This window comes from Gluconobacter sp. (genome assembly GCF_047722525.1).
Taxonomy (GTDB): Bacteria; Pseudomonadota; Alphaproteobacteria; order Acetobacterales; family Acetobacteraceae; genus Gluconobacter.
On sequence record NZ_JBDNYY010000003.1, the window covers coordinates 148,275 to 174,923 of the forward strand.

28 protein-coding genes are annotated in these 26,649 nt (G+C 62.9%); 11 read left to right on the plus strand and 17 right to left on the minus strand.

Annotated elements, in window-relative coordinates; genetic code table 11:
* The first annotated feature begins 7 nt into the window (after positions 1–7).
* The 4 genes from ABF859_RS04225 (at position 8) to ABF859_RS04240 (ending at position 3,832) form a co-directional block, all read left to right on the plus strand.
* Positions 8–754, plus strand: coding sequence for a 16S rRNA (uracil(1498)-N(3))-methyltransferase (locus ABF859_RS04225; RefSeq protein WP_415526672.1), 747 nt, complete (start codon positions 8–10; stop codon positions 752–754).
* 74 nt (positions 755–828) lie between these two features.
* Complete coding sequence (locus ABF859_RS04230) at positions 829–2,205, plus strand: glutamate--cysteine ligase (RefSeq protein WP_415526435.1); 1,377 nt, start codon at positions 829–831, stop codon at positions 2,203–2,205.
* Between the two features lie 40 nt (positions 2,206–2,245).
* On the plus strand, positions 2,246–3,202 hold the full coding sequence (gene mbfA / locus ABF859_RS04235; protein WP_415526437.1) for an iron exporter MbfA: 957 nt from the start codon (positions 2,246–2,248) through the stop codon (positions 3,200–3,202).
* A gap of 3 nt (positions 3,203–3,205) precedes the next feature.
* Entirely contained in the window at positions 3,206–3,832 is a 627-nt protein-coding gene (locus tag ABF859_RS04240; protein ID WP_415526439.1) for a LolA family protein, read from the plus strand.
* Positions 3,833–3,849: 17 nt separating this feature from the next.
* On the opposite strand, the gene rsmI is transcribed toward ABF859_RS04240, so the two are convergent.
* On the minus strand, positions 3,850–4,683 hold the full coding sequence (gene rsmI, locus ABF859_RS04245) for a 16S rRNA (cytidine(1402)-2'-O)-methyltransferase (RefSeq protein WP_415526673.1): 834 nt from the start codon (positions 4,681–4,683) through the stop codon (positions 3,850–3,852).
* Between the two features lie 149 nt (positions 4,684–4,832).
* Here rsmI and ABF859_RS04250 point away from each other — a divergent pair, with 149 nt between their 5' ends.
* On the plus strand, positions 4,833–6,173 hold the full coding sequence (locus ABF859_RS04250; RefSeq protein WP_415526674.1) for a penicillin-binding protein activator: 1,341 nt from the start codon (positions 4,833–4,835) through the stop codon (positions 6,171–6,173).
* Positions 6,174–6,260: 87 nt separating this feature from the next.
* Here the strand turns inward: ABF859_RS04250 and ABF859_RS04255 are convergent, their stop codons facing one another.
* The 8 genes from ABF859_RS04255 to ABF859_RS04290 all read right to left on the minus strand — a co-directional run bounded on the left by ABF859_RS04255 (position 6,261) and on the right by ABF859_RS04290 (position 13,585).
* Entirely contained in the window at positions 6,261–6,644 is a 384-nt protein-coding gene (locus tag ABF859_RS04255) for a hypothetical protein (protein ID WP_415526441.1), read from the minus strand.
* 171 nt (positions 6,645–6,815) lie between these two features.
* Positions 6,816–7,724, minus strand: a complete 909-nt coding sequence (locus tag ABF859_RS04260; protein WP_415526444.1) for a lysophospholipid acyltransferase family protein — start codon at positions 7,722–7,724, stop codon at positions 6,816–6,818.
* Positions 7,721–8,704 (minus strand): tetraacyldisaccharide 4'-kinase, encoded by a 984-nt coding sequence (gene lpxK / locus ABF859_RS04265; RefSeq protein ID WP_415526447.1) that lies wholly within the window; start codon positions 8,702–8,704, stop codon positions 7,721–7,723. The genes ABF859_RS04260 and lpxK overlap by 4 nt, the downstream gene beginning before the upstream one ends.
* Positions 8,701–10,566, minus strand: coding sequence for a glycosyltransferase N-terminal domain-containing protein (locus ABF859_RS04270; protein WP_415526449.1), 1,866 nt, complete (start codon positions 10,564–10,566; stop codon positions 8,701–8,703). The genes lpxK and ABF859_RS04270 overlap by 4 nt, the downstream gene beginning before the upstream one ends.
* Positions 10,567–10,636: 70 nt before the next feature.
* Entirely contained in the window at positions 10,637–11,365 is a 729-nt protein-coding gene (locus ABF859_RS04275) for a polysaccharide lyase family 7 protein (RefSeq protein ID WP_415526451.1), read from the minus strand.
* Between the two features lie 39 nt (positions 11,366–11,404).
* Positions 11,405–12,289, minus strand: coding sequence for a universal stress protein (locus tag ABF859_RS04280; RefSeq protein WP_415526453.1), 885 nt, complete (start codon positions 12,287–12,289; stop codon positions 11,405–11,407).
* 48 nt (positions 12,290–12,337) lie between these two features.
* Entirely contained in the window at positions 12,338–12,940 is a 603-nt protein-coding gene (gene pdxH / locus ABF859_RS04285) for a pyridoxamine 5'-phosphate oxidase (RefSeq protein WP_415526455.1), read from the minus strand.
* Positions 12,941–13,042: 102 nt separating this feature from the next.
* Positions 13,043–13,585 carry a hypothetical protein gene (locus ABF859_RS04290; protein ID WP_415526457.1) on the minus strand — a complete coding sequence of 181 codons (543 nt, stop codon included), beginning with the start codon at positions 13,583–13,585 and terminating at the stop codon, positions 13,043–13,045.
* Positions 13,586–13,731: 146 nt separating this feature from the next.
* Here ABF859_RS04290 and fabI point away from each other — a divergent pair, with 146 nt between their 5' ends.
* On the plus strand, positions 13,732–14,583 hold the full coding sequence (gene fabI / locus ABF859_RS04295; protein ID WP_415526459.1) for an enoyl-ACP reductase FabI: 852 nt from the start codon (positions 13,732–13,734) through the stop codon (positions 14,581–14,583).
* 1 nt (position 14,584) lies between these two features.
* A complete protein-coding gene (aroC, locus tag ABF859_RS04300; RefSeq protein WP_415526461.1) occupies positions 14,585–15,667 on the plus strand; it encodes a chorismate synthase in 1,083 nt (360 codons plus the stop codon).
* A gap of 24 nt (positions 15,668–15,691) precedes the next feature.
* Here the strand turns inward: aroC and ABF859_RS04305 are convergent, their stop codons facing one another.
* Entirely contained in the window at positions 15,692–16,123 is a 432-nt protein-coding gene (locus ABF859_RS04305) for an OsmC family protein (RefSeq protein ID WP_415526463.1), read from the minus strand.
* Positions 16,124–16,598: 475 nt separating this feature from the next.
* On the opposite strand from ABF859_RS04305, the gene ABF859_RS04310 reads away from it, so the two are divergent.
* Together ABF859_RS04310 and ABF859_RS04315 are read left to right on the plus strand one after the other, a co-directional pair.
* Positions 16,599–18,452, plus strand: a complete 1,854-nt coding sequence (locus ABF859_RS04310; RefSeq protein ID WP_415526675.1) for a ribonucleoside-diphosphate reductase subunit alpha — start codon at positions 16,599–16,601, stop codon at positions 18,450–18,452.
* 25 nt (positions 18,453–18,477) lie between these two features.
* Positions 18,478–19,497 (plus strand): ribonucleotide-diphosphate reductase subunit beta, encoded by a 1,020-nt coding sequence (locus tag ABF859_RS04315; RefSeq protein WP_415526465.1) that lies wholly within the window; start codon positions 18,478–18,480, stop codon positions 19,495–19,497.
* A 21-nt stretch (positions 19,498–19,518) separates the two neighbouring features.
* Here ABF859_RS04315 and ABF859_RS04320 read toward each other — a convergent pair whose 3' ends face one another.
* Complete coding sequence (locus ABF859_RS04320; RefSeq protein WP_415526467.1) at positions 19,519–20,361, minus strand: tRNA1(Val) (adenine(37)-N6)-methyltransferase; 843 nt, start codon at positions 20,359–20,361, stop codon at positions 19,519–19,521.
* Positions 20,362–20,511: 150 nt separating this feature from the next.
* Between ABF859_RS04320 and ABF859_RS04325 the strand changes: the two genes are divergently transcribed.
* Positions 20,512–21,567 carry a polyprenyl synthetase family protein gene (locus ABF859_RS04325; protein ID WP_415526469.1) on the plus strand — a complete coding sequence of 352 codons (1,056 nt, stop codon included), beginning with the start codon at positions 20,512–20,514 and terminating at the stop codon, positions 21,565–21,567.
* Positions 21,568–21,610: 43 nt separating this feature from the next.
* Here ABF859_RS04325 and murI read toward each other — a convergent pair whose 3' ends face one another.
* A complete protein-coding gene (gene murI / locus ABF859_RS04330; protein ID WP_415526471.1) occupies positions 21,611–22,456 on the minus strand; it encodes a glutamate racemase in 846 nt (281 codons plus the stop codon).
* Positions 22,456–23,202, minus strand: coding sequence for an orotate phosphoribosyltransferase (locus ABF859_RS04335; RefSeq protein ID WP_041112205.1), 747 nt, complete (start codon positions 23,200–23,202; stop codon positions 22,456–22,458). Before ABF859_RS04335 ends, murI begins: the two co-directional genes overlap by 1 nt.
* A gap of 206 nt (positions 23,203–23,408) precedes the next feature.
* Between ABF859_RS04335 and ABF859_RS04340 the strand changes: the two genes are divergently transcribed.
* Positions 23,409–23,645 (plus strand): hypothetical protein, encoded by a 237-nt coding sequence (locus ABF859_RS04340; protein ID WP_024716776.1) that lies wholly within the window; start codon positions 23,409–23,411, stop codon positions 23,643–23,645.
* A gap of 18 nt (positions 23,646–23,663) precedes the next feature.
* Here ABF859_RS04340 and ABF859_RS04345 read toward each other — a convergent pair whose 3' ends face one another.
* From ABF859_RS04345 to ABF859_RS04360, 4 genes are all read right to left on the minus strand, one after another.
* Positions 23,664–24,959, minus strand: coding sequence for a citrate synthase (locus tag ABF859_RS04345; RefSeq protein ID WP_415526473.1), 1,296 nt, complete (start codon positions 24,957–24,959; stop codon positions 23,664–23,666).
* A gap of 91 nt (positions 24,960–25,050) precedes the next feature.
* Positions 25,051–25,569 carry a SixA phosphatase family protein gene (locus ABF859_RS04350; protein ID WP_415526475.1) on the minus strand — a complete coding sequence of 173 codons (519 nt, stop codon included), beginning with the start codon at positions 25,567–25,569 and terminating at the stop codon, positions 25,051–25,053.
* Positions 25,569–25,925: a chorismate mutase gene (locus tag ABF859_RS04355; protein ID WP_415526477.1), complete on the minus strand. Its 357-nt coding sequence runs from the start codon at positions 25,923–25,925 to the stop codon at positions 25,569–25,571. The genes ABF859_RS04350 and ABF859_RS04355 overlap by 1 nt, the downstream gene beginning before the upstream one ends.
* A complete protein-coding gene (locus tag ABF859_RS04360; RefSeq protein ID WP_415526479.1) occupies positions 25,915–26,601 on the minus strand; it encodes a metallophosphoesterase in 687 nt (228 codons plus the stop codon). Before ABF859_RS04360 ends, ABF859_RS04355 begins: the two co-directional genes overlap by 11 nt.
* Between the last annotated feature and the right edge of the window lie 48 nt (positions 26,602–26,649).

The following is a 26,649-nucleotide window of genomic DNA, read 5'->3' on the forward strand; positions in this document are numbered from 1 at the left end:
TCCGTCAATGGGCGAGGCGCGCTATCGGGAAAGGATGAGCCGATCCGACCCCCGTCTTTATGTTCCTGTGTCTGAAACAGCCTTTGTCGAAGGGCTGACAGTGCCCCTTCCACCCGGACAGGCGCATTATCTGGGCAACGTCATGCGGCAGGGCGTGGGATGCGCTGTTCGCGTGTTCAATGAACGCGACGGGGAGTGGGTGGCAGAGATCGCGGCTCTGAAAAAGGACCGGGGAAGTATCCTGCTGCATCGCTGCGAGCGGGCTTTTGTACCAACGCAAGGCGTGGAACTGCTGTTTGCGCCGCTCAAGCGGGATGCGACGGAACTCGTGATCCGTATGGGCACGGAACTGGGCGTGACCCGATTCCGGCCGGTGGTGACGGAGCGGACCAATACGCACCGGCTTAATCTGGAGCGTCTGTCGGTGATCGCGACGGAAGCGGCCGAGCAGTGCGAGCGGCTGGATGTTCCGGAGATCCTGTCGCCTGAGTCGCTGCGGACTGTTCTGGCTGACTGGCCGGAAGATCGCCCGCTGTTTGCAGCACTTGAGCGTCGTCCGGGTGAGGACGCGGCGGTGCAGGCTGCGGCTCTTCTGATCGGACCGGAGGGTGGATTTTCGGACACGGAAGTCGCGCTTCTGCGGCGCCATGCGGCCGTTCATGCGCTGAGTCTCGGGCCGCTGGTGCTGCGGGCGGAGACTGCTGTCTGTGCGGGGCTGTCCCGTCTGGCAGCGCGGGCTCAGGATGCCGGCTGAGGGTGACAGAACCGTCGGACCTGCTACAGTTCAATTATTATCGAACAACGAATTCAGACCGAGGCCAAAACGCCATGTCCAATCCCGGCACGTCCAATACTGCGTCGATCGAAAGCCGGGCGCAGCTCGTCGAGGCAATCGAGCGTGGTTGCAAACCGAAATCGGAATGGAAGATCGGCACCGAACATGAAAAATTCGGTTTCGTCCTTCCTCATGCTGCTGACGGACGCGAACCGCTGTCTCCGCCACCTTACGAGCCGCGCGGAATCGGGGCGCTGCTGGAGAAGCTTCAGGGGCCGGACTGGGCACCGATCATGGATGGTGAGAACCTGATCGGCCTGAAGGGGGAGAACGCTCAGGCGGGCCGGGCGATTTCGCTGGAACCGGCCGGGCAGTTCGAACTTTCGGGTGCACCGGTTGTCTCGCTTCAGGAAACGGAAGCGGAAATGCAGGCGCATTACGATCAGGTCCGTGGTCCGGCTGCGGAACTCGGGCTTGGCTTCCTGCCGTTCGGCTTCCAGCCGCTGTGGCCGCGCGATGCGATGCCGTGGATGCCCAAGAGCCGGTATGCGATCATGCGTAACTATATGCCGAAGGTCGGTTCGCTCGGCCTCGACATGATGACGCGGACCTGCACGGTTCAGGTCAATCTCGATTTCAGCGATGAAGCCGACATGGCGCGCAAGATGCGGGTGTCGCTCGCGCTTCAGCCTGTTGCGACGGCGCTGTTTGCCAATTCGCCCTTCGTTGAGGGCAAGGCCAATGGCCTGCTGTCCAACCGGGCGCGGATCTGGACCGATACGGACAACCAGCGTTCGGGGCAGCCGTCCGTGTTCTTCGAGGACGGGTTTGGCTTCGAGCAGTATGTGGACTGGGCGCTGGACGTGCCGATGTATTTCGTCTCGCGCGAGGGGAGGAACCTCGATGTGGCGGGCTGCTCGTTCCGTCGCTGGCTCGCGGGGGATGTTCAGGAACCGCTGAAGGGTCTGACGCCGACGGTGGGGGATTTCGAGGACCATCTGACGACGGTGTTCCCGGACGTACGTCTCAAGCAGTTCCTTGAAATGCGCGGCGCGGATGCCGGAAAGCTGGACATGATGGTGGCGCAGTCGGCCCTGTGGGTCGGTCTGCTTTATGATCCCGCGACTCTGGAAGCGGCCGAGAAGCTGGTGCGCGAGCAGCCCTGGAGCGCGTATCAGCAGCTTCGGGGGGAAGTGCCACGTTTGGGGCTGGATGCCGCGTTCCCGGGCGGCCTGAAGCCGTTTGCCAAGCGTGTGGTCCAGCTTGCGGAGCAGGGTCTGCGGGCGCGGGTGCGTAACGAGGCCGGATATCTTGATCCGCTGCATCTGATTGCCGATGGCGGTCCGAATCAGGCACAGTACTGGCTGGATCTGTATAACGGTGCCTGGGGGCAGAGCGTGAAGCCGCTTTTCACCGAAGCCGTCATCTGATTTCACGAGTGAGTTTTCTGGCCGGGGATCTGCTGCCTACGTGACGAAACTTTCCGAGCTGACCGAACGCGAAATCCTTGCGCTGGCCATCGCCAGCGAGGAGGAGGATGGTCATATTTACGCGGATTTCGGCCAGATGCTGGCGGAAGACTATCCCGACAGCGCCGCCATCTTTCAGGATATGGCGGAAGAGGAAAACCATCATCGCCGGGCGCTGATCGACCTGTTTGTCCGGCGCTTCGGCAATCATATTCCGCTGGTTCGTCGGCAGGACGTACAGGGGTTTCCGTCCCGCAAATCGGCCTGGCAGATGCAGAATCGCGGGATCGAGGCGATCCGGGCGCAGGCTGCCGACATGGAGCGGCAAGCGGCGCGCTTCTACCGTCAGGCCGCGGGGCAGACCAATGATGCGGAAATCCGCAAGCTGCTGGGCGATCTGGCGACCGAGGAAGACCGCCATCAGCGGGAGGCGCGGCGGCTTGAAGACGCGCATCTGAATGACAACACCCGTGATCGGGAAGACGAACACAGTCGCCGGGATTTCGTCCTGCGCGTCGTGCAGCCCGGGCTTGTCGGGCTCATGGACGGCTCGGTCTCGACGCTGGCGCCCGTCTTTGCCGCGGCCTTTGCGACGCACAGCCCGCATGCGGCCTTTCTGGTTGGGCTCGCGGCCTCGTTGGGGGCCGGGATTTCCATGGGGCTGGCAGAGGCTCTTGCAGATGACGGCAAGCTGTCGGGGCGTGGCGCGCCGCTCCTGCGCGGGCTGATCTGCGGCGCCATGACGTTCGGGGGCGGGATCGGGCATACGCTGCCGTTTCTTGTGCCGGATTTCCGCCTTGCATTCGGAGTCGCGATTGTCGCGGTGGCGATTGAGCTTCTGCTGATCTCCTGGGTGCGCTGGCGGTATCAGGATACCCCTTTCGGATCGGCGATGGTGCAGGTTTTTCTGGGTGGGGCGCTCGTTTTTGCAACCGGTGTGCTGATTGGCAGTTCCTGAGACATGATGAACCGTTCTTTTTTCCGCGCTGCCGTTCTGGTTGCGCTCCTGCCCGTGGCTCTGCCTTGTGCTGCGTTTGCCCAGGCCACTCCCGTTCAGCTCCGCCCTGCGGATCAGGGGTGGGTTTCGCGGATTGAGGAGACGTTGGGGAAGGTCACGACGCTCCAGGCGCGGTTCCGCCAGACGGCTGCGGATGGCAGCACGACGATGGGGACGGCCACGCTAGACCGTCCGGGGCGGATGCGTTTCGATTACGACAAGCCGAGCCCGCTGCTGCTGGTCGCCAATGACGGACGCGTGGTGTTTCAGGACCGGAGTGTCGATCAGGTCACGACCATTCCGCTGGATCGTACCCCTCTGGGGCTTCTGCTGCGTCCGGAACTTAAACTGTCAGGGGATGTGACGGTGACGGGGTTCGAGCATCGGGACGGGCAGATCCGGGTGCAGGTGGTCCGGACGCAGAGTGCCGGTGAGGGCACTCTGACGCTCGTGTTCTCCGATGCGCCACTGGGGCTGCTGGGGTGGAGCGTCGTGGATGCGCAGGGACGGACGACCACGATTTCGTTGTCCGACGTCCGTCTGGGCGGGAATGTGCCTCAGTCCCTGTTCGTCCTGCCCCAGGCGGACTGAGGGGGCGGGCTGAGGCTTCAGTCCTTCAGTTCGCGTGAAAGCTCCAGCGCGCGGGCATAGACCGTGCGTTTGGGGAGTTTCACGATTCCCGCGACGAGAGCGGCGGCGTCCTTGACTGAATGGGTCGTCAGGGCTTCGCGCAGATGCGTGTCCAGATCGGCCGCCCCGCTGTCATCTTCGGCAGACGGGCCGATCAGCAGCGTGATCTCGCCGCGCGGGGCCGTGGTGCGGAAATGTTCCAGAACCTCTGTCAGGGTGCCGCGCACCATCTCCTCGAAGCGTTTGGTGAGTTCGCGGCCGACGGCGGCTTCCCGGTCAGGGCCAAAGACGTCGATCAGATCTTCGAGGGTTTCGATCAGCCTGTGCGGGGCTTCGTACCAGATCAGGGTTGAGTGCAGCCCGGCCTGTTCTGCGGCGCGCAGGGTGGCAAAACCGGTCTTGCGGGCTTCGCTACGGGGTGCGGGAAAGCCCAGAAACATGAAGGGCAGGGGCGGCAGGCCCGACAGCGTCAGGGCGGTGATGACGGCGTTCGGGCCGGGAATGGCCGTGACATGGATGCCGGCCGCAATGGCAGCGCGGACCAGCCGGTATCCGGGATCGGAGACCAAGGGCGTGCCCGCGTCGGAGACGACCGCATAGCGCGCGCCCTCCTGCAGTTTTTCGATCAGGAACGGAGTGCGGTCCTGCTCGTTATGGTCGTGCAGTGTTCGGGTCGGTGTGGCAATATTGCGCGAAAGCAGGAGCTTGGCCGTGACGCGCGTGTCCTCGCAGAGGATCGCGTCCACGGTGTTCAGCGCCTCGATCGCGCGTTCGCTGATATCGGCCAGGTTGCCGATCGGCGTTGCAACCAATATCAGACATCCACCTTCGGCCTGGCCCTGCGCTGGCAGGGGGGCGGCCGGTAACGTTTCAGCCGCATCGCTCAAGGGAGTTTCAGCGGAACATGACTTTTCGGACATCTGCATCCTCGGTGACAAACTCAGGGGCTCATTGTCGCCCGTTGAGCCGTCTGCGCAAGGGTGTAAGCACCGGCCTTGCCGCAGGAACCTTCCTGACCCTTGCTGCCTGCTCTGGTGGCGGGTCCTCTTCCGTGCCGGGTGTGGGCGGCGTTCCGGGCGTTTCCGAAGGGCCGGGCGCGCATGATGTCGGGCTGATCCTGCCCCTGACGGGGCGTAATGCGGCCTATGGGGCGCGGATGCGCGATGCGGCGAAACTGGCACTTTCCGCCAAGGGGTCGCCCGCGCTTGACGTTCATGACACGAATGGCCCGGGTGGGGCCGAGCAGGCCGCGCGCGATGCGCTGACCCGGGGGGATGCCATTCTGCTGGGGCCGCTGACCGCGACCGAAACGGGTCTGGTCGCTCCTCTGGCCGTCAATGCGGGCAAGCCGGAACTGGCCTTCACCAGCGACTCCACGCAGGCGCGACCCGGCGTGTGGGTCATGGGGCTGACACCGGAGCAGCAGGTGCGCCGGATGGTGGATGCTGCCCGGGCGACGGGCCGCAGGACTTTCGCGGCTTTCCTGCCGGACAATGCTTTCGGACATGCGATGGGGGACGGGCTGGCGCGGGCCTGCCGGGATGCGGGGCTGAAGGATCCGCAGATCGTGTTCCATACGATGGACGTCCAGAATATCGATGACGGTCTGAAGTCCCTCTCCGCCATCGAGACGCGCCAGCCAGCCGCTCCGACACCTGCGCCCACGCCTGCGGATGTTCCGACCGGTCCCTCCGCGATTGATCCGACGGGCGCAGGGTCCCCGGATGCGGCTTCATCAACCAGCGCCAGCCCGGCATCCTCCGTGACGCCTCCGGGTACTCCGGATGCTGGTACAACGCCTGCAGCACAGCCCGTACCGGTTCCTCCGCCGCCGTTCGATGCGCTGGTGCTGGCCGATACGGGACTGGAACTTGGCAGGATCATCACAGCGCTTCAGGCGGATCATATCGATTCGTCGCAGGTGCAGATCATGGGGCCTGCGCTTTGGAAGGCCTTTGACGGCAAGCTCGGTGCGTTGCATGGCGCCTGGTATGCCGCTCCGGATGCGCATGACCGGATGGGATATGTGGCGCAATACCGGGCGATTTACAAACAGGCGCCGTCACCCGTGAGTGATTTTGCGTATGATGCCGCCGCTCTGGCCGGCAGTTTGATTCGTCAGGGTGGTGTGACGACGGAAGCACTGACGCGGCCGGATGGCTATATGGGCGTGGATGGCCTGTTCCGTCTGCGTCCGGATGGGCATGTCACGCGGGCGCTGGCGATCTACCAGATCCAGCGCGGCGGTGGTGCCCGCATTGTGGTTCCGGCATCGCGGGATGTGGCGATCCATCCGGGCTGAGGCTGTCTTTATTTAAAGGAAAAGCGCGTCCGTTCCCTGAACGGCGCGCTTTTTTTTGTGTCTGATCCAGAGGCCCTGAATGGATGTTCAGGCGGCGCAGGTCTCGGCGAGGGGCAGGACCGGGCGGATGACGTGCAGGGCGAGTTCGAAGCTGGCGTAGCTTCCGAGTTCGTGCCCGCGGATCTGGTCGATCAGAACCCAGCGCATGCCCTGCGGGCGGAGCATGTAGGCGGGGTCGGGATTTTCACGGACCCAGACCAGAACGTGATCGACAGGCGCGGTGCCATCCACATTGACGGTGTCGTGTGCGGCTGGCGCGATTTCCGCGTCGAAGACTCCCATACGCTGCCCGGCTTCAAGCCAGCGTAGCAGATACTCCCGGTGACGCGGCAGAAGGCCCTGACGCAGCGGCACGATATTGCTCGTGTTGCGTCCGTGAGAAAGGTCGTGAAGGTGAGCCACCTGCGCCATCAGGAAGTCCTCATCAAAAAGCCGGGCAGGGCACCCGGGTCGTGGTGATGAGTTCAGGCTAGGGGCCTGAAGGGGCGATTCACAATCTTTAATAACGTCTGAAGAGGGTTTCGCGACACAAACGATCGCAACTGTGACAAATCTGCCATGCTGTAAACGCATAGCTTAACATTATGTTGTCATATTCCGGTATAGGGATTTGTCCCAGCGGCGATGCAGCCAGAGCCATGACCCCGGAATCTCGCGGATCCATGTTTCGAGGCGGTCATTGAAGACCTGTGTCAGGGCATGGACGTCTTTTGTCCGGTCGTCAGTTTTTTCAGGCAGGAAAGGCGGATCCACGACCAGCACGAGTCTGGCGGGGCCGTCCCGACGCACATGTCCCGTGACGATGAGCGTCTCGTGTCTCAGGGCAAAGACCGCTGCGGCGGAGGCTGTCATGGCGGGGCGTCCGAACAGACGGGCCTCGATCCCGTCATTCATTTTCTGATCGCCCAGCACGCCCAGATGTCCTCCTCGGGACAGGTATTTCAGGGCGGAACGCGCGCCTTTCGCCCCTTTGGGGAACATGGGTACGTCCTGACCCATGGCATCCTGACGAAGCTTGTGGATCAGCCTGTCCACGCCGGGATTGCTGGCGGCGCGGTAGAAGGATGCGAACGGCATGCCGTAGCGTGCCACCACAGGCGGCATGAGTTCCCAGTTGCCGATATGGCCGGAAAAGAAAATGACCGGGCGACCGGAGGCATGAGCGGCTTCAAGATGCTCAGCCCCTTCGACGCTCCATCCCGCTCCGGAGGGCGTATCCTGCTTCAGACGGCCGATATGGGGGAATTCACCGACCGTGCGGCCAAGGTTTTCCCAGCAGTCGCAGACGATCCGCCGCCGGGCGGCAGCGTCGTATTGGGGGAGGGCGAGTTGCAGGTTCCGGTCCGCCACTTTCGAGACGGGCAGAAGCGGACCGATCGTGCGGGCGACGCAGCCTCCGAGGCTGGAAGCCGCAGCGGGTGGAAGGGTCCGGATGGCGGCCAGAAGGCTGCGGACCAGCAGGGTTTCCGCGCGGTACAGAAAAGACGTCATGACGCGGTGAACAGCAGGTCGAGCAGGCGTTCGGGGGCTGTCGGGTCGCCCCAGAGCAGTTCGACGCTGACGACCTTGACCTGTGAGCGGAACGGGAATGGCAGTTTCACGGCGTCCTTTGTGGTCGTGACCAGTGTGGTGCCCGATTCCCGGCTGAGGGCTTCGAGGCGCTGGATGTCACGGGGCGTATAGAAATGGTGGTCCGGGAAGGGGAGCGCGCGGATGGGGGCCACGCCGGCATCCCGGAGCATGTCGAAAAACTTCTCCGGCCGGCCGATCCCTGCGAAGGCGACGATGCGTCGGCCCTGAAGAGCCCGGATTTCAGGGCCGGGAACCAGCCGGGCCTGCGCGCGCAGAAGATGGGGCGGGAAGGTTGGCAGCAGGTTGTGCCGGTCGTCTCCAATGACGACGACGGCCTGGGCGCGGGCAAGGGCATCAGCGGGGGGTTCGCGCAGGGGGCCAGCGGGCAGAACGCATCCATTGCCGAAACCGGTGGCGCCGTCCACCACGAGAATGGAGACGTCCTTGTGCAGCGTCGGGTTCTGGAAGCCGTCATCCATGACCAGGCAGTCCGCGCCCTGACCGATGGCGAGACGGGCGGTTTCGGCCCGGTCCGCGCCAATCCATGTAGGGGCGGCCTGGGCGAGCAGGAGCGGTTCGTCCCCCACGTCGCGGGCCGTGCTGTGGGCGGGATTGACGGCTATGGGCCCCCGTTCACGGCCCCCGTGGCCCCGGCTCAGGATATGGGGGTGATGTCCGCGGTCTCGGAGGCGCTGGACGAGATCGAGGGCGAGGGGGGTCTTGCCTGTCCCGCCGGTGGTGATGTTGCCGCAGCACAGGACCGGAACGGAGGCATGAAAGGTGGGCTGTCTGAGGCGACGGCGGGTGAGGGTCGTGGCGATGAGGGAGAACGGCCGCAGGAGACGGGCGGTAACGCTGCGGGTGGGACGTAGCCAGAAACGGGGCGGGCGACGTTTCATCGCTCAACCGTCTCCAGAATGCGGTCCCGCAGGACGCTCACCACGGAGCGCTGCAATCCTGCGGCCCTGACGGGCGGGAGCGGGGATTCGAGCCATCGTGTCAGATCCTCCACATCATTCACGATCCGGATCGTATCAGAAACAGCGGCCATTGCCTCCCGCCAGTTCTCCATCCGCGGTCCGGTTGCGGTTGGAACACCCAGACGCAGGGGCTCGAACGGGTTGTGGCCGCCGCCTTTTCCGGCAAGGGAATTGCCAAGAAAGCAGCGATCGGCCAGTCGATAGAACAGGCCAAGCTCGCCCAGCGTATCGGCCAGCCAGACGGCCGTCTGTGGGGTCGGGTCCTGATCCATGGAGCGTCGTGGCAGGCCGAAGCGGGTTGCCAGTTCCGCACCCCGGGCCGGGTGGCGCGGGACGAGGATGGTCAGCAGGTCGGGCTGTAGCCTGCGGGCGTTTTCTGCGGCCTCAAGAACACGTTCTTCCTCGCCCGGATGGGTAGAGGCGGCGACGAAGACCGGACGCTTGCCGATCAGGGTCTTCAGGCGCGCATATTCGGATTCATCATAAGGAAGGGGCGGTGCGTCCTGTTTGAGATCACCGTCTTCGTAGACCGGAGAGGCTCCAAGCCTGCGGAAACGGGCCGCATCTTCCGGGCCGCGCGCCGCGACCCAGGTCAGGCGTTTCATCATGCGTTGTGCCGGACCGGGCAGCCGGTCCCAGCGACGGGCCGAACGATCTGAAAGGCGGCCGTTGACGAGCATGACCGGGATGTCGCGGCGCGAACAGGCCGCAATGATGCCGGGCCAGAGTTCGCTTTCGACGAAAATGGCGCCTTCAGGCTGCCAGAGGTTCAGAAAGCGCCGCAGCCAGCGTGGAACGTCATGGGGAATGAAACGGTGAATGATCCGCTGCCCGTACAGGGGATGGCGGCCCACGATCTCGCTGCCTGTCACGGTGGCGGTTGTGAAGAGGATCCGCATCTCCGGTCTGGCGTTCAGGAGGGCATCGGCCAGAGGCAGGGCGCAGAGGGTTTCCCCCACACTTGCGGCATGGATCCACAGAAGCTGGCCTGTGGGGCGGCGCCCGCTGCCCAGTCCCATGCGTTCGCGCAGACGGCCGGGGAGTTCACGGCCGCGATGCAGGCGGATGCGCAGCATGACCGTCAGGGCCGGAGCCAGGAGTGTTCCGGCCACGCGCCACAGTCGGTCGGCCAGATTGGACTGCCGGTGCCGCACGACGCTCTCGGCGCGGCGGGAGACATCATTCAGGGCGCTCTGGAGAGTGGTGGCGTCCGGCTGGAACAGGGGTTCGCCCATGATGAGGGCGCCACGTCCGAAGGGCAGGGGAAAAGCCAGTCCGTCCCAGGACGGGAGGCGCAGGCTCGTGCTGGCCATGCCTACGGGAACGACCGCACAGCGCGCAAGACGCGACAGGGCCACGGCTCCGGGCTGGACCTGTTCGGCGGGGCCGCGGGGGCCATCGGGGGTAATCCCGACCAGCGAGCCGCTTTCCAGCTCCTTCAGGGCTGTGCGGAGAACGGCTGCCCCGCCCTTGTTCTTGCCTTTTTTGCTGGAGGATCCGTGGATGCCGATGATGCCCCACGGGCGGACGACATCCGCGATCAGCATCCCGTCCGGATTGCGGGAAATCAGCACCCGCAGCGCCAGACGGGGCTCCAGTGTGCGCGCCCAGAACCACAGGGCCGGGCTGAGGGTCAGGGAGCGGTGCCAGAAAGCGACAACCGTGCCCTGGTTCGCGGTCGTCAGGGTTTCAAGGGCGCGGGGTGAGCCGCTGACCTGCCAGCGTGTGGAGTGCAGGCAGGCCCCCAGCCACAGGCGCAGGAGGCGCGGAAACAGTGTCATGGCGTGTCGGGTAGCACGCGGCGTTACAGGCGGCAAAGGCTGTGCATCTTTTCACCCGCCGCTGCGACCATCACGGCGCCGGATGACGGACATCAAGGGATGTGAAAGTCACGCGGGCCATGTCACCGTGGCAGGGCATGTGCCATCCGGCTTGGCCTGCCACGGCCTCGAACCACATGACCGGCGCTGTTGCGGCGACGGGCATGGGAAGGACACTCCGGGTTCCGTTGACGACAATCTGTAGCGTGCCGCTGGGGCGGGATGAAATCGTGTAGCTGATATGGCGGTCCGGGTAGATCGTCCCGGCGGTAATGCGGCGCGTGCTGGTGCCGTCATGGACGATGGCAGTCACCTGCGAATGATGACCATCCGCCACCAGTTCGACGACCGGGCCATGCGTGCTCTGGATGCGACCGATGATGACGCGCTGGTCGCTGGGCCAGGTGTCGATATGCAGGCTGGCATTCATATCGGCCGGTGTCTGCTGGAAGTACCATGCGGTCCCTTCACGCAGGACTGTCGCAGGGGCGGTCTGTCCGCGGATGGCAGGCTGTAGCCCGTCCGTTTTCAGGGTGATGGCGCCTGTCGCGGTGTCCTGCTGGTAGAACGGGCTGTGATAGCCGGCTGCGAGTGTGGTGCCTGGAACCAGGCGAAGTTTCAGGCGCGCCTGCGGCTCCTGAAGGGTGAAGCTGCCTGCCTGCGGCGGGGAGCGCGTGTCCATGGCCGATGCGGGAGCCAGCGCGGTTCCCGCGAAGGCGAGGGTCAGGCAGGTTGCGCAGATGAGGCGGGGCAGGGACATGACGGTTCCTTAAGGCAGACGGGCAGAGGAGAAGGTGCTTCAGCGGCTCATGAGAACGGTGAGCTGCGCCTGTTCCAGAATGTGACGTGTGACGCCCCCGAGGATCATCTGGCGCAGACGGGAGTGCGAATAGGCGCCCATGCCGAGCATGTCGGCATTGAACTCCGTGGCGGCCTTCAGGAGGCCCGCGCCGATGTCACGGTTCACGGCCTCGAATTCGCGGGCCGTTGCGGAAATGCCGTGCATCCGCAGATAGGTCACGACTTCATCCGCGCCCGGTCCACGACGCTGGTAGTCCTGGCAGGTCAGAACCTGCACGGCCTCGGCCTTGTGGGCCCAGGGCAGGATGCAGCGCAGGGCCAGGGAGGCTTCGGGCGTCCCGTTCCAGGCGATGGCGATCCGCTGTCCGATTGTCTTCGGCGGGGTCGGGGGTGCGATCACAAGGGGCCGTCCGCTGTCGAACAGGATCGCGTGCAGCGTTTCGGATGCGCGCGGATCACCATCCTTGGCGAGATTGGGGACCAGTGTCATGTCGGCCAGACGCGAGCGCCATGTCAGGGAGTCGTGCTCTGTTCCGTTCAGGACATCAAGGCTGGCGCTGATGCCGTCTCCTGCGGAGGAGCCGATCCGCGCCGCTTCGATCCGGCGGATGCCATGTTCGTGGATGAAAGCGTCGAAAGCCTTGCGGATCGAGATCGCGCGGCGCTGGGCCTCGGTTGTGGCGGTGTCGATCATTTCGTTGACCATGCCGGCCGAAATGCCTTCGCCGGCAAGGGTTGCGACCTCGGTCGGGTCCGAGCCGACCACGACGGCCGACAGATGGGCCTCGAAACGGCGCGCGAAGTCGAGCGCGACCGACATGACGGCTTCGAGGTCACCGGAGCCGTTCAGGGGGAGAAGGATATTCTTGATTTCAATAAGCATGGGTAGAGGCTCCCCGGCCATAATCTTTAATACGTCGTTATGATGTATTTACGGATAAAGTCGCGTGACGTTCCATCCGTTTCCATCACGAGTCCAAACGGCCCGGTCATGCAGGCGATAGGGGCGGTCCTGCCAGAACTCGATGGCTTCCGGGAGAACGCGGAATCCGGACCAGTTGGCCGGGCGGGGGATCGGACCATCGCCGTATTTTTCGTCCGCAGCCTTCAGGCGTTCTTCGAAAGTGCTGCGATCTGCCAGCGGGCGTGACTGGTCGGACGCGATGGCGCCAAGGCGGGACATGCGCGAGCGGCTTGCGAAATAGGCGTCGGCCTCGGCTGCGCTGACGGCTTCCACCGGGCCTTCGATCCTGATCTGACGGCGGACGGATTTCCAGTGGAACAGCAGGGCCGCATGCGGGTTGGCCAGCAGTTCGCGTCCCTTGCGGCTTTCCAGATTGGTATAGAAAACGAAGCCGCGTTCATCCGCGCCCTTGAGCAGCAGCATCCGGACGGAAGGCCGTCCGTCAGGTGTGGCGGTTGCCACGGCCATGGCATTGGGGTCGTTGGGCTCGGATTTCTCGGCATCCGACATCCAGGCGGCGAACAGGGCGAAGGGATCGGCCTTCAGGTCAATCAGGGGGATGTCGGACATCGGGGGTCTCCTTGAACTGGTCGGGAAGGCGGGCCGAAAGCCTGGCCCGGGGATCGTGGTGCGATCATAGCGCGGCCTGTCGAAGCCAGCTATCGGGCGAGTTTACGATCCCTTTTCGCATCGCGCCTTGATCTGGGACAGCATGCGACGCCGCATCAGCCCGCTGACGGGGCGGATCATAAGCCAGTAGGGCAGGAAGCGCCGCCAGACGTGGCGAGTGGGACACAGGATATGCGTCTGTGTGACAAGGCGCGTCCGTCCCCGCGGGGCTGGCCCGGTCATAAAGGACAGGATGAGGGTTGCAAGGGACGCATCCCTGTCACCGAGAAAATCCATGGATGTATCAAAACGGCGCAGACCGTAATCCGGCTGCCAGAAGGCGCCTTTCAGTCCATAGACAAGACCTCGATCAGTCGCTGCCAGAAGGGTGAAATCCTGTAGCTCCAGGGAGGGCGGCGGCGCTCGCCGGAGCAGGCGGGCTGGCAGTGCGCGCAGGAACAGGGCCGGGCGGATGAGCGCGTCATCGCTCAGACGGTAATGGCGGACATAGCTCAGAATGGAACTGGGAGGCGCGTTGATGAGGATGGAATGACGTTCGGAAAAATCGAACGGACCGACGGGATCATGAGCGGATTTTGAATACATGGACCAGAAACTCCCCCGCGCCGGAGTGATGCCTTAATGCCCTCTTCAGGGGGCAAAAAACGGCGCAATCATCGCGAAGTCTTGTCTGTAAGGGGCGCTTGTGCAACCACGGCCCTCAATACGCCAACGCGATTCAGGAAATCACCATGTCTGAAACGGAAGACAATATCCCGGCTCCAGTGACCGGCACCCTCATGCAGGGCAAGCGCGGTGTGATCATGGGTGTTGCCAACAAGCACTCCATTGCCTGGGCCATTGCAAGTGCCTGCGCTGCACAGGGTGCGGAACTTGCTTTCACCTATCAGGGCGAGGCGCTGGGCAAGCGCGTCCGTCCGCTGGCCGAGAGCGTGGGCTCCTCGCTGGTCCTGCCGTGCGATGTGAGCAACGACGACGCCATCAACGCCACGTTCGACGAGATCGAGAAGACCTGGGGCAAGATCGACTTCGTGCTCCACGCTATCGCTTTCGCTGACAAGCAGTATCTCCGCGGCCGTTATATCGACACGCCGCGCGATGCGTTCCTGCAGGCCATGGACATCTCCTGCTACTCCTTTGTCGCTGTCGCACGCCGTGCCTCCGCGATGATGAATCCGGGTGGTTCGTTCCTCAGCATGACCTATCTCGGCGCCGAGCGTGTCATGCCGCACTATAACGTGATGGGCGTGGCCAAGGCGGCTCTGGAAGCCTCCGTGCGTTACATGGCTGCCGATCTGGGCCGGGACGATATCCGCGTGAACGGGATTTCGGCTGGTCCGATCATGACGCTGGCGGCTAACGGGATCAGCGATTTCCGCTACATCCTGCGCTGGAATCAGCTCAATGCTCCGATGGAGCGCAATGTGACCCTCAAGGATGTCGGTGGTTCGGGCATGTATCTGCTCTCCGACCTGTCCAGCGGTGTGACGGGCGAGATCCATCATGTGGACTGTGGCTACCACACGGTTGGCATGAAGAACCCGGACGCTCCGGATATCGCAGCGGTCGGTTCCGGGAACTGATATGTCGGACAACAGCTTCGGGAAGCTTTTTCGAGTCACGACCTGGGGGGAGAGTCACGGGCCGGCTATTGGCTGCGTCATCGATGGCTGTCCGCCCCGCCTGAAGCTGTCCGAAGAGGACATCCAGCCCTGGCTCGACCGGCGTCGGCCGGGGCAGTCCCGCTTTACCACGCAGCGCCGGGAGCCGGATCAGGTCCGGATCCTGTCGGGCGTGTTTGAAGGCCAGACGACCGGCACGCCCATTTCGCTGATGATCGAGAATACCGATCAGCGGTCGAAGGATTACGGTGATATCGCAACCCGCTATCGCCCCGGTCATGCCGACATTGCCTACGACATGAAATACGGCATCCGCGACTATCGCGGGGGCGGACGCTCTTCGGCACGCGAGACAGCCATGCGGGTCGCGGCAGGAGCCGTGGCGCGTGTACTGCTCAAAACGCTGGTGAGTGAAGGCGTGAGGATCCGTGCGGCCCTGACGGGAATCGGTGGCCAGACCATCGACCCGTCCCGCTGGGACTGGGACGAAGTCGAGCGCAATCCGCTGTGGTGCCCGGATGCGGAATCCGTGGGCCCATGGGAAGCGCTGCTCGACTCCATTCGCAAGGATGGATCGTCGATTGGGGCGACTGTCGAAGTCGTGGCGGAAGGGCTGCCTGCCGGACTCGGTGCGCCGGTCTATGGCAAGCTTGATGCCGATCTGGCCGGGGCCATGATGGGCATCAATGGCGTCAAGGGTGTTGAGATCGGGGATGGTTTTGCGGTGGCCGCCCTTCGCGGCGAGCAGAACGCCGATCCCATCGCGCCGGGCCCGCAGTTCGCATCCAACCATGCCGGCGGCATTCTGGGCGGTATTTCGACGGGACAGCCCATTGTGGCGCGTTTTGCGATCAAGCCGACCAGTTCGATTCTCACGCCCGTCCCAAGCATCACGCGCGGTGGCGAGTCCGTCGAGGTGATGACGAAGGGGCGGCACGATCCCTGTATCGGCATCCGGGCTGTGCCGGTTGCTGAAGCGATGATGGCCTGTGTGCTGGCCGATCACCTGCTGCGCGATCACGCGCAGTGTGGCTGGGGGCGTTAGGCCCCAGCCTCGGTACGGTACGCCTCAGCCTTCGAATGTGGCGTCCAGCGTGATCTTGGCCTTGATGACCTGCGACAGCGGGCAGCCTTCCTTGGCCTTGTTGGCAATTTCCAGAAACTGCGCTTCCGATGCGCCGGGAACCTTGCCACGCAGGGTCAGGTGAGACTGCGTGATGGCAAAGCCTTCGCCGGACTTGTCCAGAGACACCGTGGCTTTTGTTTCCAGGGATTCGGCCTTGAAGCCTGCCTGTTCGAGCATCATGGACAGTGCCATGGTGAAACAGCCGGCATGGGCCGCGCCGAGGAGTTCCTCGGGGTTGGTGCCGGGCTTGTCCTCAAAGCGGGTATTGAAGCCGTAAGGCTGGTTCTGCAGGGCGCCGCTCTGCGTGGAAATCGTGCCTTTGCCGTCCTTGAGGCCGCCGGCCCAGTGGGCTGAGGCTGTCTTTTTGATGGTCATGGATCATTGCTCCGGAATGTTGGGTCCCTCTCTCAAACGTGGCCGGTTACGGATCGTTGCCGGGAGTGGCGATCACGAAATTTCTCCATTCTGTGACCCCCAGCACACACCCGGGCGTGAGGGACAGGAGAAGTCTGGGGATAACAGTGAGGTAGCGGCAGTTTTCTGCGATCAGCACTATATATAGGGACATGAACCATTTCGTGCCCTAGATATGGGATAACTCCAATTCACAGCTCTTGCGATTTTGCAAGCGAACTTCGTGCTTGCGATCGGGTTGGGAGTGATGGAAATGAGTGCTCGAGATACCAGAAATAGATGCCCGGCGGAGAGAGCAATGACCCTTCATGACGTGACGATGGACGTGTCCGACAAGGCCGACCGCCCGCATGATGTGCGTCCGCCCCTAGATCATCCCATTGGTGACCATCCCATCGGCGAGGCGCCGCTTCCGGGTGAAGCCGATTCCGCAGACATGTTCGACGATGTCGTCCAGCTTCCGGGCCATCATGCCGTGCGGGTGGACCGCTCGCGCGATTCCCTGCTGACGGATTTCGGTAAGGCGACGCTGAACAACCGCTACCTGCTGCCGGGTGAGGACTATCAGTCGCTTTTTGCGCGTGTGGCGTCCTATTACGGCGCGGATGCCGGCCATGCACAGCGGATCTATGACTACATTTCCCGTCACTGGTTCATGCCGGCCACGCCCGTGCTGTCCAATGGTGGCACCGAGCGCGGTCTGCCGATTTCCTGCTTCCTGAACGAGGCTGAGGACAGCCTCTCGGGAATCGTGGGGCTGTGGAACGAGAATGTGTGGCTGGCGTCCAAGGGCGGCGGAATCGGGTCTTACTGGGGCAATCTGCGGTCCATTGGTGAAAATATCGGCCGTAACGGCAAGACGTCCGGCGTCATCCCTTTCATCCGCGTCATGGACAGCCTGACACTGGCGATTTCGCAGGGCTCCCTGCGTCGTGGTTCGGCCGCCGTGTATCTGCCGGTCTGGCATCCGGAAGTGGAAGAATTCGTCGAGATGCGCCGCCCGACGGGTGGTGATCCGAACCGCAAGGCGCTGAACCTGCATCATGGCGTTCTGGTGACGGATGCCTTCATGCGTGCGGTTGAGGCGGATGAGGAATGGGCACTGCTGTCGCCGAAGGATCACAGCACGATCCGCAAGGTTTCGGCGCGTGGTCTGTGGATCCGCATCCTGACGGCACGGATGGAACAGGGCGAGCCCTACATCATCTATTCCGACCATGTGAACCGCGCCCGTCCGGAGCATCACAAGCTGGCCGGGCTGGAAGTGAAGACCTCCAATCTCTGCGCCGAGATCACGCTGCCGACCGGCATCGATCATCACGGCAAGAACCGCACGGCGGTGTGCTGCCTGTCTTCGCTCAATCTTGAGACCTGGGACGAGTGGAAGGATGACCCGCAGTTCATCGAGGACGTGATGCTGTTCCTCGACAACGTGCTGCAGGACTTTATTGACCGTGCGCCGGACGACATGGCGCGTGCCAAATACGCCGCCGCCCGTGAGCGTTCGGTCGGTCTGGGCGTGATGGGTTTCCATTCCTTCCTCCAAGCCCGGATGATTCCGTTCGAGTCCGTGATGGCGAAGGTCTGGAACCGGAAGATTTTCGAATATATCCGCAAGCAGGCCGACGCCGCGTCAAAGCATCTGGCGGAAGTGCGTGGTCCGTGCCCGGATGCCGAGGAATACGGCTTCATGGAGCGCTTCTCGCACAAGCTCGCCATTGCGCCGACCGCCTCGATTTCCATCATCACGGGCAATGCCAGCCCCGGCATTGAGCCGATCAGCGCGAATGTGTTCCTGCAGAAGACGCTTTCGGGCTCGTTCTCGGTCCGCAACCGTCACCTAAAGAAAATTCTGGAAGAGCGCGGCTATGATACGGATGAAGTCTGGTCGGCGATCACGCTGAACAAGGGTTCCGTGCAGAACCTCGACTTCCTGACGCAGGACGAGAAGGACGTATTCAAGACGGCGTTCGAACTCGATCAGCGCTGGGTTGTCGAACACGCTGCCGATCGTGCACCGTTCATCTGTCAGGCGCAGTCGGTAAACCTGTTCCTGCCGGCCGACGTTCACAAGCGTGACCTGCACCAGATCCATTTCCAGGCGTGGAAAAAGGGCCTGAAGTCCCTTTACTACTGCCGCTCCCTGTCCGTGCAGCGCGCCGATGCGGTGTCCACGCTGGCGGTGAAGAGCGATATTCTGGAAGACGAGAAATACGAAGCCACGGCTCAGGCCGCCCCGCGCGGCGAGATGAGCAGCGGCGATTACGAAGAGTGCCTGTCCTGCCAGTAATGGCGGGATGCGAAAGGACGCGATCATGAGCGACACGACCCCGACCACCGGTCATCAGGCCGAGCAGCATTTCGACCTGATGACCGCCAACCCGGTCTACAAGCCCTTCCGCTACCCCTGGGCCTATGACGCCTGGCTGACCCAGCAGCGCGTCCACTGGCTGCCGGAGGAAGTGCCGCTGGCCGATGATGTGAAGGACTGGCACCGGACGCTGACGGAAGCCGAGCGTCATCTGGTGACGCAGATCTTCCGCTTCTTCACCCAGTCGGACGTGGAAGTGAACTCCGCGTATATGAAGTATTACAGCCAGGTTTTCAAACCGACTGAAGTGCTGATGATGCTGTCCGCGTTCTCGAATATCGAGACGATCCACATCGCCGCGTATTCCCATCTTCTTGATACCATCGGGATGCCTGAGACCGAGTATTCGGCCTTCCTGAAGTACAAGGAGATGAAGGACAAATACGATTTCATGCAGTCGTTCAACATCGACAACAAGCGTGAAATCGCCAAGACCATGGCAGCCTTCGGGGCGTTCATGGAAGGGCTCCAGCTTTTCGCATCCTTCGCGATCCTGCTGAACTTCCCGCGCTTCAACAAGCTCAAGGGCATGGGGCAGATCGTGTCCTGGTCGGTGCGTGACGAGACGCTGCACTGCCTGTCCATGATCCGCCTGTTCCGCACGTTCATCCGCGAGAACCCGGAACTGTGGACTGCTGATTTCCGCGAGGAACTCACGCAGGTCTGCCGCACGACGGTCGAGCATGAGGACGCGTTCATTGATCTGGCGTTCGAAATGGGTCCGGTCGAGGGCATGTCGTCCGACGACGTGAAGGCGTATATCCGCTTTATCGCTGATCGCCGCCTGACGCAGCTCGGTCTGGACCCGATCTATGGGCAGGAAAACAACCCGCTGCCCTGGATCGACGACATGCTGAATGCTGTCGAACACGCCAACTTCTTCGAGAACCGTTCGACGGAATATTCCCGTGCGTCCACGTCCGGAACCTGGGAAGAAGCGTTCGAAGGCAACGTTTTCAGCTAAGATCCGTCGTCTGGAGAGGTCCTAGCCTTCGGGTAGGGCTTCTCCGTCACGCAGGACGCGCTCGGCCGCAGCAGTAAAGCGGCCGTCTGCCTCGTGCAGAATCAATCCGGCACGCAGTCGGAAGATCCCGCGACCGCCATGGACCGCACGGACCAGCACCAGTTTCGCCTCACGTCCCTGTCTGGGCCAGAAGGGGTAGAACTGGATCGAACCACATCCATTTTCCAGCAGGGTCTGACAGGCCCGGTCCGCAACGGCGGTGGACAGGACAAATGTCAGTGTCCCGCCTGGCAGGACCCATTTCGTCAGGGCTCGGATCCATTCTTCCGGAGCAGTTGTTTCCGCGCTCAGGGCCAGGCGGCGACGGCTGTCCGGGGAAGGCGTGCCATGTGGGCTGTGCCAGGGTGGGTTCGCCATGACATGATGGAAACGTCCGTTCGCAGTCGGCGTGAGTACACGCAGACTGCGGGGGATATCGGGCAGATGGGCCTGAAGGAGCTGGAGCCTCGTAGTGTTCTCCGCAGACGGATTGCTCCGGATGTTCCGTTCAGCCAGTTCCAGCGTTTCGGAATCGGACTCCAGTCCGACTCCGTGCACGCCCGGAATGCGGGCTGAAAGACACAGCAGTGCGGCACCTGCGCCACATCCACCCTCCAGAACCGTTTCCCCCGCCCGGGCCGGAATGGAGGCCGCCATCAGGACCGGCTCAAGTCCGGTCCGGTAGCCCTTGGTGAACTGGTCGTAGCGGACCCGTCCACCCAGCAGAGATCCTTCCTCCCACAGGGGCGAAGGGGTTGCAAATGAGCCATCGGGGAGGGACTTCGGGGGCTGCAATGGGTTGACCGTCTTCCTGCTGCCGCTCATATGGTCTTTCCAACCTGTCGTCCGGCGTTACATGGCCCGTTCGTTCTTCCCGCGACAGGAGAGAAAGAAGCGGGCCACGCCACATCATATCGTGCCCGTGCGGTCCTGGGCCAGTCTCCGGGTCCGTTGCGGGAACTGGAGTAATGACCCTTGGATTCTGCCGCACCGGACGTTTCTGCGACCGTTGAGAAAGCTGTGGTCAGGGATGCAGGGGGCGAGAGTGCCCTTTCCGCTCTGTCCGCCTACCTGGAACAGGACATGCAGGCCTGCAACCGTGCGATCATCGCGCGGATGGAGAGCCCGGTCCCGCTCATTCCGCAGCTTGGCGCCCATCTTGTCGCAGCCGGTGGCAAGCGTCTGCGGCCGCTGCTGACGCTCGCATCCTCCCGTCTGTGTGGCTATCAGTCGACTCCGGAAAACCAGCGTCATGTCGGTCTGGCGGCCTGTGTGGAGTTCATTCACACCGCAACGCTGCTTCACGATGATGTGGTCGATGAAAGCAACCTGCGTCGTGGTCTGGCGTCGGCCAATGCGGTTTTCGGCAACAAGGCTTCCGTTCTGGTGGGCGACTTCCTGTTCGCGCGGTCGTTCCAGTTGATGACGGCGGACGGGTCGCTGAAGGTCATGGCGATCCTGTCTGATGCCTCGGCAACCATTGCCGAGGGTGAAGTCTTGCAGATGGTGACGCAGAACGACCTGTCCACGCCGGTCGAACGCTATCTGGAAGTCATTCACGGCAAGACGGCGGCCCTGTTCGCTGCGGCCTGTCGCGTCGGTGCAGTTGTCGCGGATCGCCCGGAAGAAGAGGAAGTGGCGCTGGACCGGTTCGGGACCAATCTGGGCATGGCGTTCCAGCTTGTGGACGATGCGCTCGATTACGCAGCCGATCAGCAGATCCTCGGCAAGACGGTCGGCGATGACATGCGCGAAGGCAAGATCACGCTGCCGGTGCTCGCGGCCTATGAAGCAGGTTCTCCCGAGGACCGGGCGTTCTGGGAGCGTGTGATCGAGAAGGGTGAGCAGACGGAAGCCGATCTGCCGCACGCGCTGGATCTGATTGAGAAGACCGGTGCGATTGCCACGACCATCGCCCGCGCGCAGGTCTATGCCGCCGAGGCTGTCGAGGCGCTGTCCATTTTCCCGGATAGTGAACTGCGCCGCCTGATGATCGAGACGGTCCAGTACACCGTTGATCGCGCCCGCTGAAGTGCTCTGATACGCCCTGTCTTTAACAGGCGGGGCGTTCTCTTCAGGCTTCCGCTTTTTGCAGGACGGGAGCCGTGAACAGCTCCCATTGATTAAAACCGAGCCGCTTTGCCGCCGCTTCCAGCCTTGGTGCTTCATGGGGCGCCCGGGTCATGAGAAGCCTCCCCGTCTGCGCTGCTTCAGACAGGTCTTCGGCAGTCTGCAAAACCGTCCTGACCTGTCGGGCAACGGCGGGGGCTGGGTCCAGCCAGGTGATGCCTGCTGGTGACAGGCGCTCGAAGGCGTCCATCAGGAATGTGTAATGGGTGCAGCCCAGGCCGACCGTGTCGATTTCATCGCCATGAGGCTGGCTGAAGAGACAGTGCAGTTCGTGCTGTATGTCTGTATCTGCGATGGCTTCGCCCAGAAAGGCGCGCTCTGCGAGATCGGCCAGCCGGCGGGCACCATGGGTGATCAGGCGACAGTCTGATGCGAAGTCCCGGTGAAGCTGGAGGATGTAGGGGCGTCGCGCGGTCGCGGACGTTGAGAGCAGACCGATGACCCGGCTTGTCGAGACGCGCCCGGCCCAGCGGATCGGGGGGACGCATCCGACCACGGGAATCTTCAACTGTTCCCGAAGGGCAGGAAGGGCAATCGTGCTGGCAGTGTTGCAGGCGATGACCAGCACATCGGGCTGAAGGTTGTTGCAGGCAGAGACCAGAAGGCTGACAATCCGGGAGGTCAGCAGGTCATCCGGCTGTTCGCCATAGGGAAAGAGAGCCGTATCGGCGAGATAGTCGATATGGAGGGCGGGAAGGAGATCGCGCAGGGCCTGCACGACGCCCATCCCGCCAATGCCGGAGTCAAAGACCAGACTCCGGCCGGCTGGCACGAATGCGCCAGTGTTCATCAGGCTTCCGCTTTGGCCTTGAGAGCCAGCGCTTCTTCCGCACTGCTCACGCCGCCATGCTTTTTCGACCAGCCGCACGGGTCTTCAAGGAAGCGGCGGACTTCGGCGCTGTCTTTTTCGGAGAAGTAGTCCCCACCGGCGCAGGCTTCCAGAACGTCCCACCAGGTGCAGAGCGAATGGAGCGAAATGTCCATGTCCGCCAGCGTCTTGTGGGCGCCGGGGAAGACGCCATAGAAGAAGACGACGAAGGTATGGTTCACGATGGCGCCTGCATCACGCAGGGCATTGGCGAATCGGATCTTGGAGGCGCCGTCCGTCGTCAGGTCCTCGACCAGCAGGGTGCGCATGCCTTCGGGCACATCACCTTCGATCTGGGCATTACGACCGAAACCCTTGGGCTTTTTGCGGACATAGGCCATCGGCGTCATCATCCGGTCCGCGATCCAGGCGGCGAACGGAATACCCGCGGTTTCGCCACCCACGACGGCGTCGATGCTTTCATAGCCGATATGACGGCCGATCTTCTCAACAGCCAGTTCCATGATCTTGGTGCGGGCGCGCGGGAAGAAAATGATCTTGCGACAGTCAATATAGACCGGGGACTTCCAGCCTGACGTCAGGGTGTAGGGCTCTTCGGGGCGGAAGTTGATGGCCTTGATTTCAAGCAGGATGCGGGCCGTGGTGAGGGCCGCGTCACGGTCCCACTGGGTACGGCCCGCCATCGGGCTTTCGGCGAACTGGGTCATACTTGTCTCCGCTGACGTCGTTTTCTCGTGGTTTACCGGCCTGTCGCCGGGAAGGGTAGGGGTAATATGGATGGGTTGGGAGGCGCATGAACTTTAATCACGCCTGTCACTGTCTTCGGCCGCATTGATCTTCGTGCTTGCATGCGACGCCCGGGAGTTCTAGGGAGAGATATCGATATTCATTCTCATTTACGGCAGGATCAGAAGTGAGCATAGAGACCAGCCGGATCGGCCGGAAATGCGAACGCGCTGTTGTGACGGCCTATCAGGAACTGCGGGAAGTCGGCCAGCCGGACATGCAGGCCTTTGCGGCATGCACGACGCTGTATCGTATCCATCATCCCGAATCCTCCGTGAAAGAGGCAAGACGGCTTGTGGCCGAATGGATCGATCATCACGTCGTCCGTCAGGCCCGGGGCCAGACGCCGGGCTGCGACTGCTGAAAACGTTGCGGAGGAGCCTCAGCTCCTCTCGCTCATCGGGATGAAACCCCGCTCCGCCGGCCCGATATAGAGCTGCCGCGGGCGGCTGATCCGCACGGACGGTTCCTCGATCATTTCCTTCCACTGACTGACCCACCCGACCGTTCGCGCGACCGCGAACAGGACGGTGAACATGCTCTTGGGAATCCCGAGAGCCTTGAGAATCAGTCCGGAATAGAAATCCACATTCGGATAGAGGCGGCGGCTGACGAAATAGTCGTCCTCGGTGGCCACACGCTCCAGCTCCATGGCCAGATCCAGCAGGGGGTCGCGCTTGAGGCCCAGTTCCTCAATGACTTCATGGCAGGTCGCCTGAAGGATTTTCGCGCGTGGGTCAAAGTTCTTGTAGACGCGGTGACCAAAGCCCATCAGGCGGACGCCGGAATTGCGGTTCTTGACCTGCTCGAGGAAGGCCGGAATGCCTTCGCGGGTGCCGATGGTTTCCAGCATGCCCAGGGCTGCCTCGTTGGCGCCCCCATGCGCCGGTCCCCAGAGGGCCGCAATGCCGGCCGCAATGCAGGCATAGGGATTGGCGCCGGTTGAGCCAACGAGGCGTACGGTCGTCGTGGAGGCATTCTGTTCATGATCGGCATGAAGCAGAAGGATGCGGTCCATCGCACGTGCCAGCACCGGATTGACCCGGTAATGATTGCCCGGCCGGGCAAACAGCATGTGCAGGAAGTTCTCGGAGAACGACATTTCCTCATCGGGATAGATGAACGGCTCGCCGATGGAATATTTATAGGCCCAGGCGGCGATGGTCGGGACCTTGGCGATCAGCCTGCGGGCCGAAAGATCCCGGGCTTCGGGCTGCGAAATGTCCAGACCGTCATGATGAAACGCCGAGAGTGCGCCAACCGTCCCGCACAGGATCGCCATGGGGTGCGCATCGCGGCGGAAGCCGTTGAAGAAGTTCCGGATCTGCTCGTTCAGCAGCCGGTGAGTGTTCATGTCCGTGCGGAAGGCCTGATACTGCGTGGCGGTCGGCAGTTCGCCATAGAGCAGCAGATACGCGGTTTCCGTGAAGCTGGCATTGAGAGCCAGATCCTCGATCGGGTAACCGCGGTGGAGGAGGACACCCTTGTCGCCATCAATATAGCTGATGGCGCTTGAACAGGTGGCCGTGCTGCCCAGTCCCGGATCAAAGGAAAACACGCCCGTTTTCTGGGAGAGCGCCCGCATGTCCACGACGCCCGGACCGATTGTCCCTTCCAGAAGTGGAAACTGGCGGCTGAGGCCATCGAGACCAAAGGTGGCGGAACGTTTTTCGGACATGAAGGTGATAACCGGCCTGAAGGGTAAGGATATTATTCTGTTTTACCTCCGAAAGGTTTTTTATGTCCAGAGACGCCCTTCGGAAGATATTTCAGGGTTGCAGAAGTCTGAGAGGCTCAATCGTGGACGGGCGGACATCCAGCCAGGGGACCGGAATGTCGAGGACCGTCAGACCCGCCAGCGGATAACCCCGGTTGAGGGCAGAAAACGCCGCGTTCTGAAGGGCGGGGCCGAGAAGGTCACAGGCGAAGTCGCCGATGGTGGGATTGTGACCGACGAGCAGCAGGGTCTGGACGGTTTCGGGCGTGGCGTGAACGAGACCGTAGAGATCATCCGCCGTTGCGGAATACAGACTGTCGTCGATCGTGAGGGTTGCTGGCGTATTGCCCAGGGCGTCGAGGACGGCTTGGGCGGTCTGCCGGGTGCGCGTGGCGGGGCTGCACTGGATCTGTATGGGCCGTGGCAGATCCAGTTGGGAGAGTTGTCTGCCGATGCTCGCGGCCTGCTCCTGTCCCTTCGGGGTCAGGGCACGGGCGCGGTCGCCGCTCTGTGTCAGGACATGCGGTGTTGCCTCGGCATGTCGCAGAAGCAGGAGGCGGCGCGGCGACATCAGTTTTCCGACGCCTTGCGGGCATTGGCGGCAATGGCTTCGTGATGGCGGATGACTTCACGGATGACGAAAGCCAGGAACTTTTCGGCAAAATCGGGATCGAGATGGGCATCGCGCGCAAGCTGGCGCAGGCGTTCGATCTGCCGCGTCTCCCGGGATGGGTCGGCAGGCGGCAGATGGGCGCGCGCCTTGAGTTTTCCGACTTCCTGCGTGCAGCGGAAGCGTTCCGCCAGCATGTGGATCAGGGCGGCATCAATGTTGTCGATGCTCGCGCGCAGGCGTTCGAGTTCGGCACGGGCCGGATCAGAGCCGGCCGGATCGGGATTGCGGGGTGTTGAGGAGGATTTAGGGTTCATTCAGATCGATCCATGCAAGATGGCCGCCTTTTCCGGCACCAAGATCGGTAAAGACGGCCGTGCCGCCCAGACGTCCCGTACGGCGCCAGGGGCGGCCGTCGGTCGAACGGCGGTCATGGCCGACATAGACCGTCATCCCTTCGGGGATGCGGTTGATCCAGGTCAGGCGGCGCTCGGGATAGCCATCCGGCTGCATGCGGCCGGTGGTTTCGCCAAAAAGGGCTCGGGAAAGAGGGGCGGACATCTCGCCCAGCCCCGGCAGGGGAGACAGGGACAGCATGGCCGTATGGAATCCCCCGTGCACGAACAGGGACCGTCCGATCCGCAGCCATGTCGGGGCCTGGTCGATCGCCCGGTAGGCGCGTTCGGGAAGGCCCTCATATTCGGGCAGCGAAATCTGACGCAGCGTTTCCTCAAGGGGCGGATCACGCCTCAGGCGCCGCCCTTCAAGGGCACGGCCGAGCTTGCGGTCATGGTTGCCGAGGATGAACAGGCCCCGCTGACGCTCCAGCAGTTCGAGCATCAACTCCATCACGCCCGCGCTGTCGGGCCCATGATCCACGAGGTCGCCAAGCTGGATGACGAAGCGGTCCGTGGCTGTGGCGTGGCGGAAAGCGTTGAGATCACCATGCACGTCTCCCACCACGCGGATGCCGTGTTCACGGATTCGCGTCATGACGGGGTCGGGAAGGGGTGGATCAACGAAGATGGCGCGTGCTTTCCG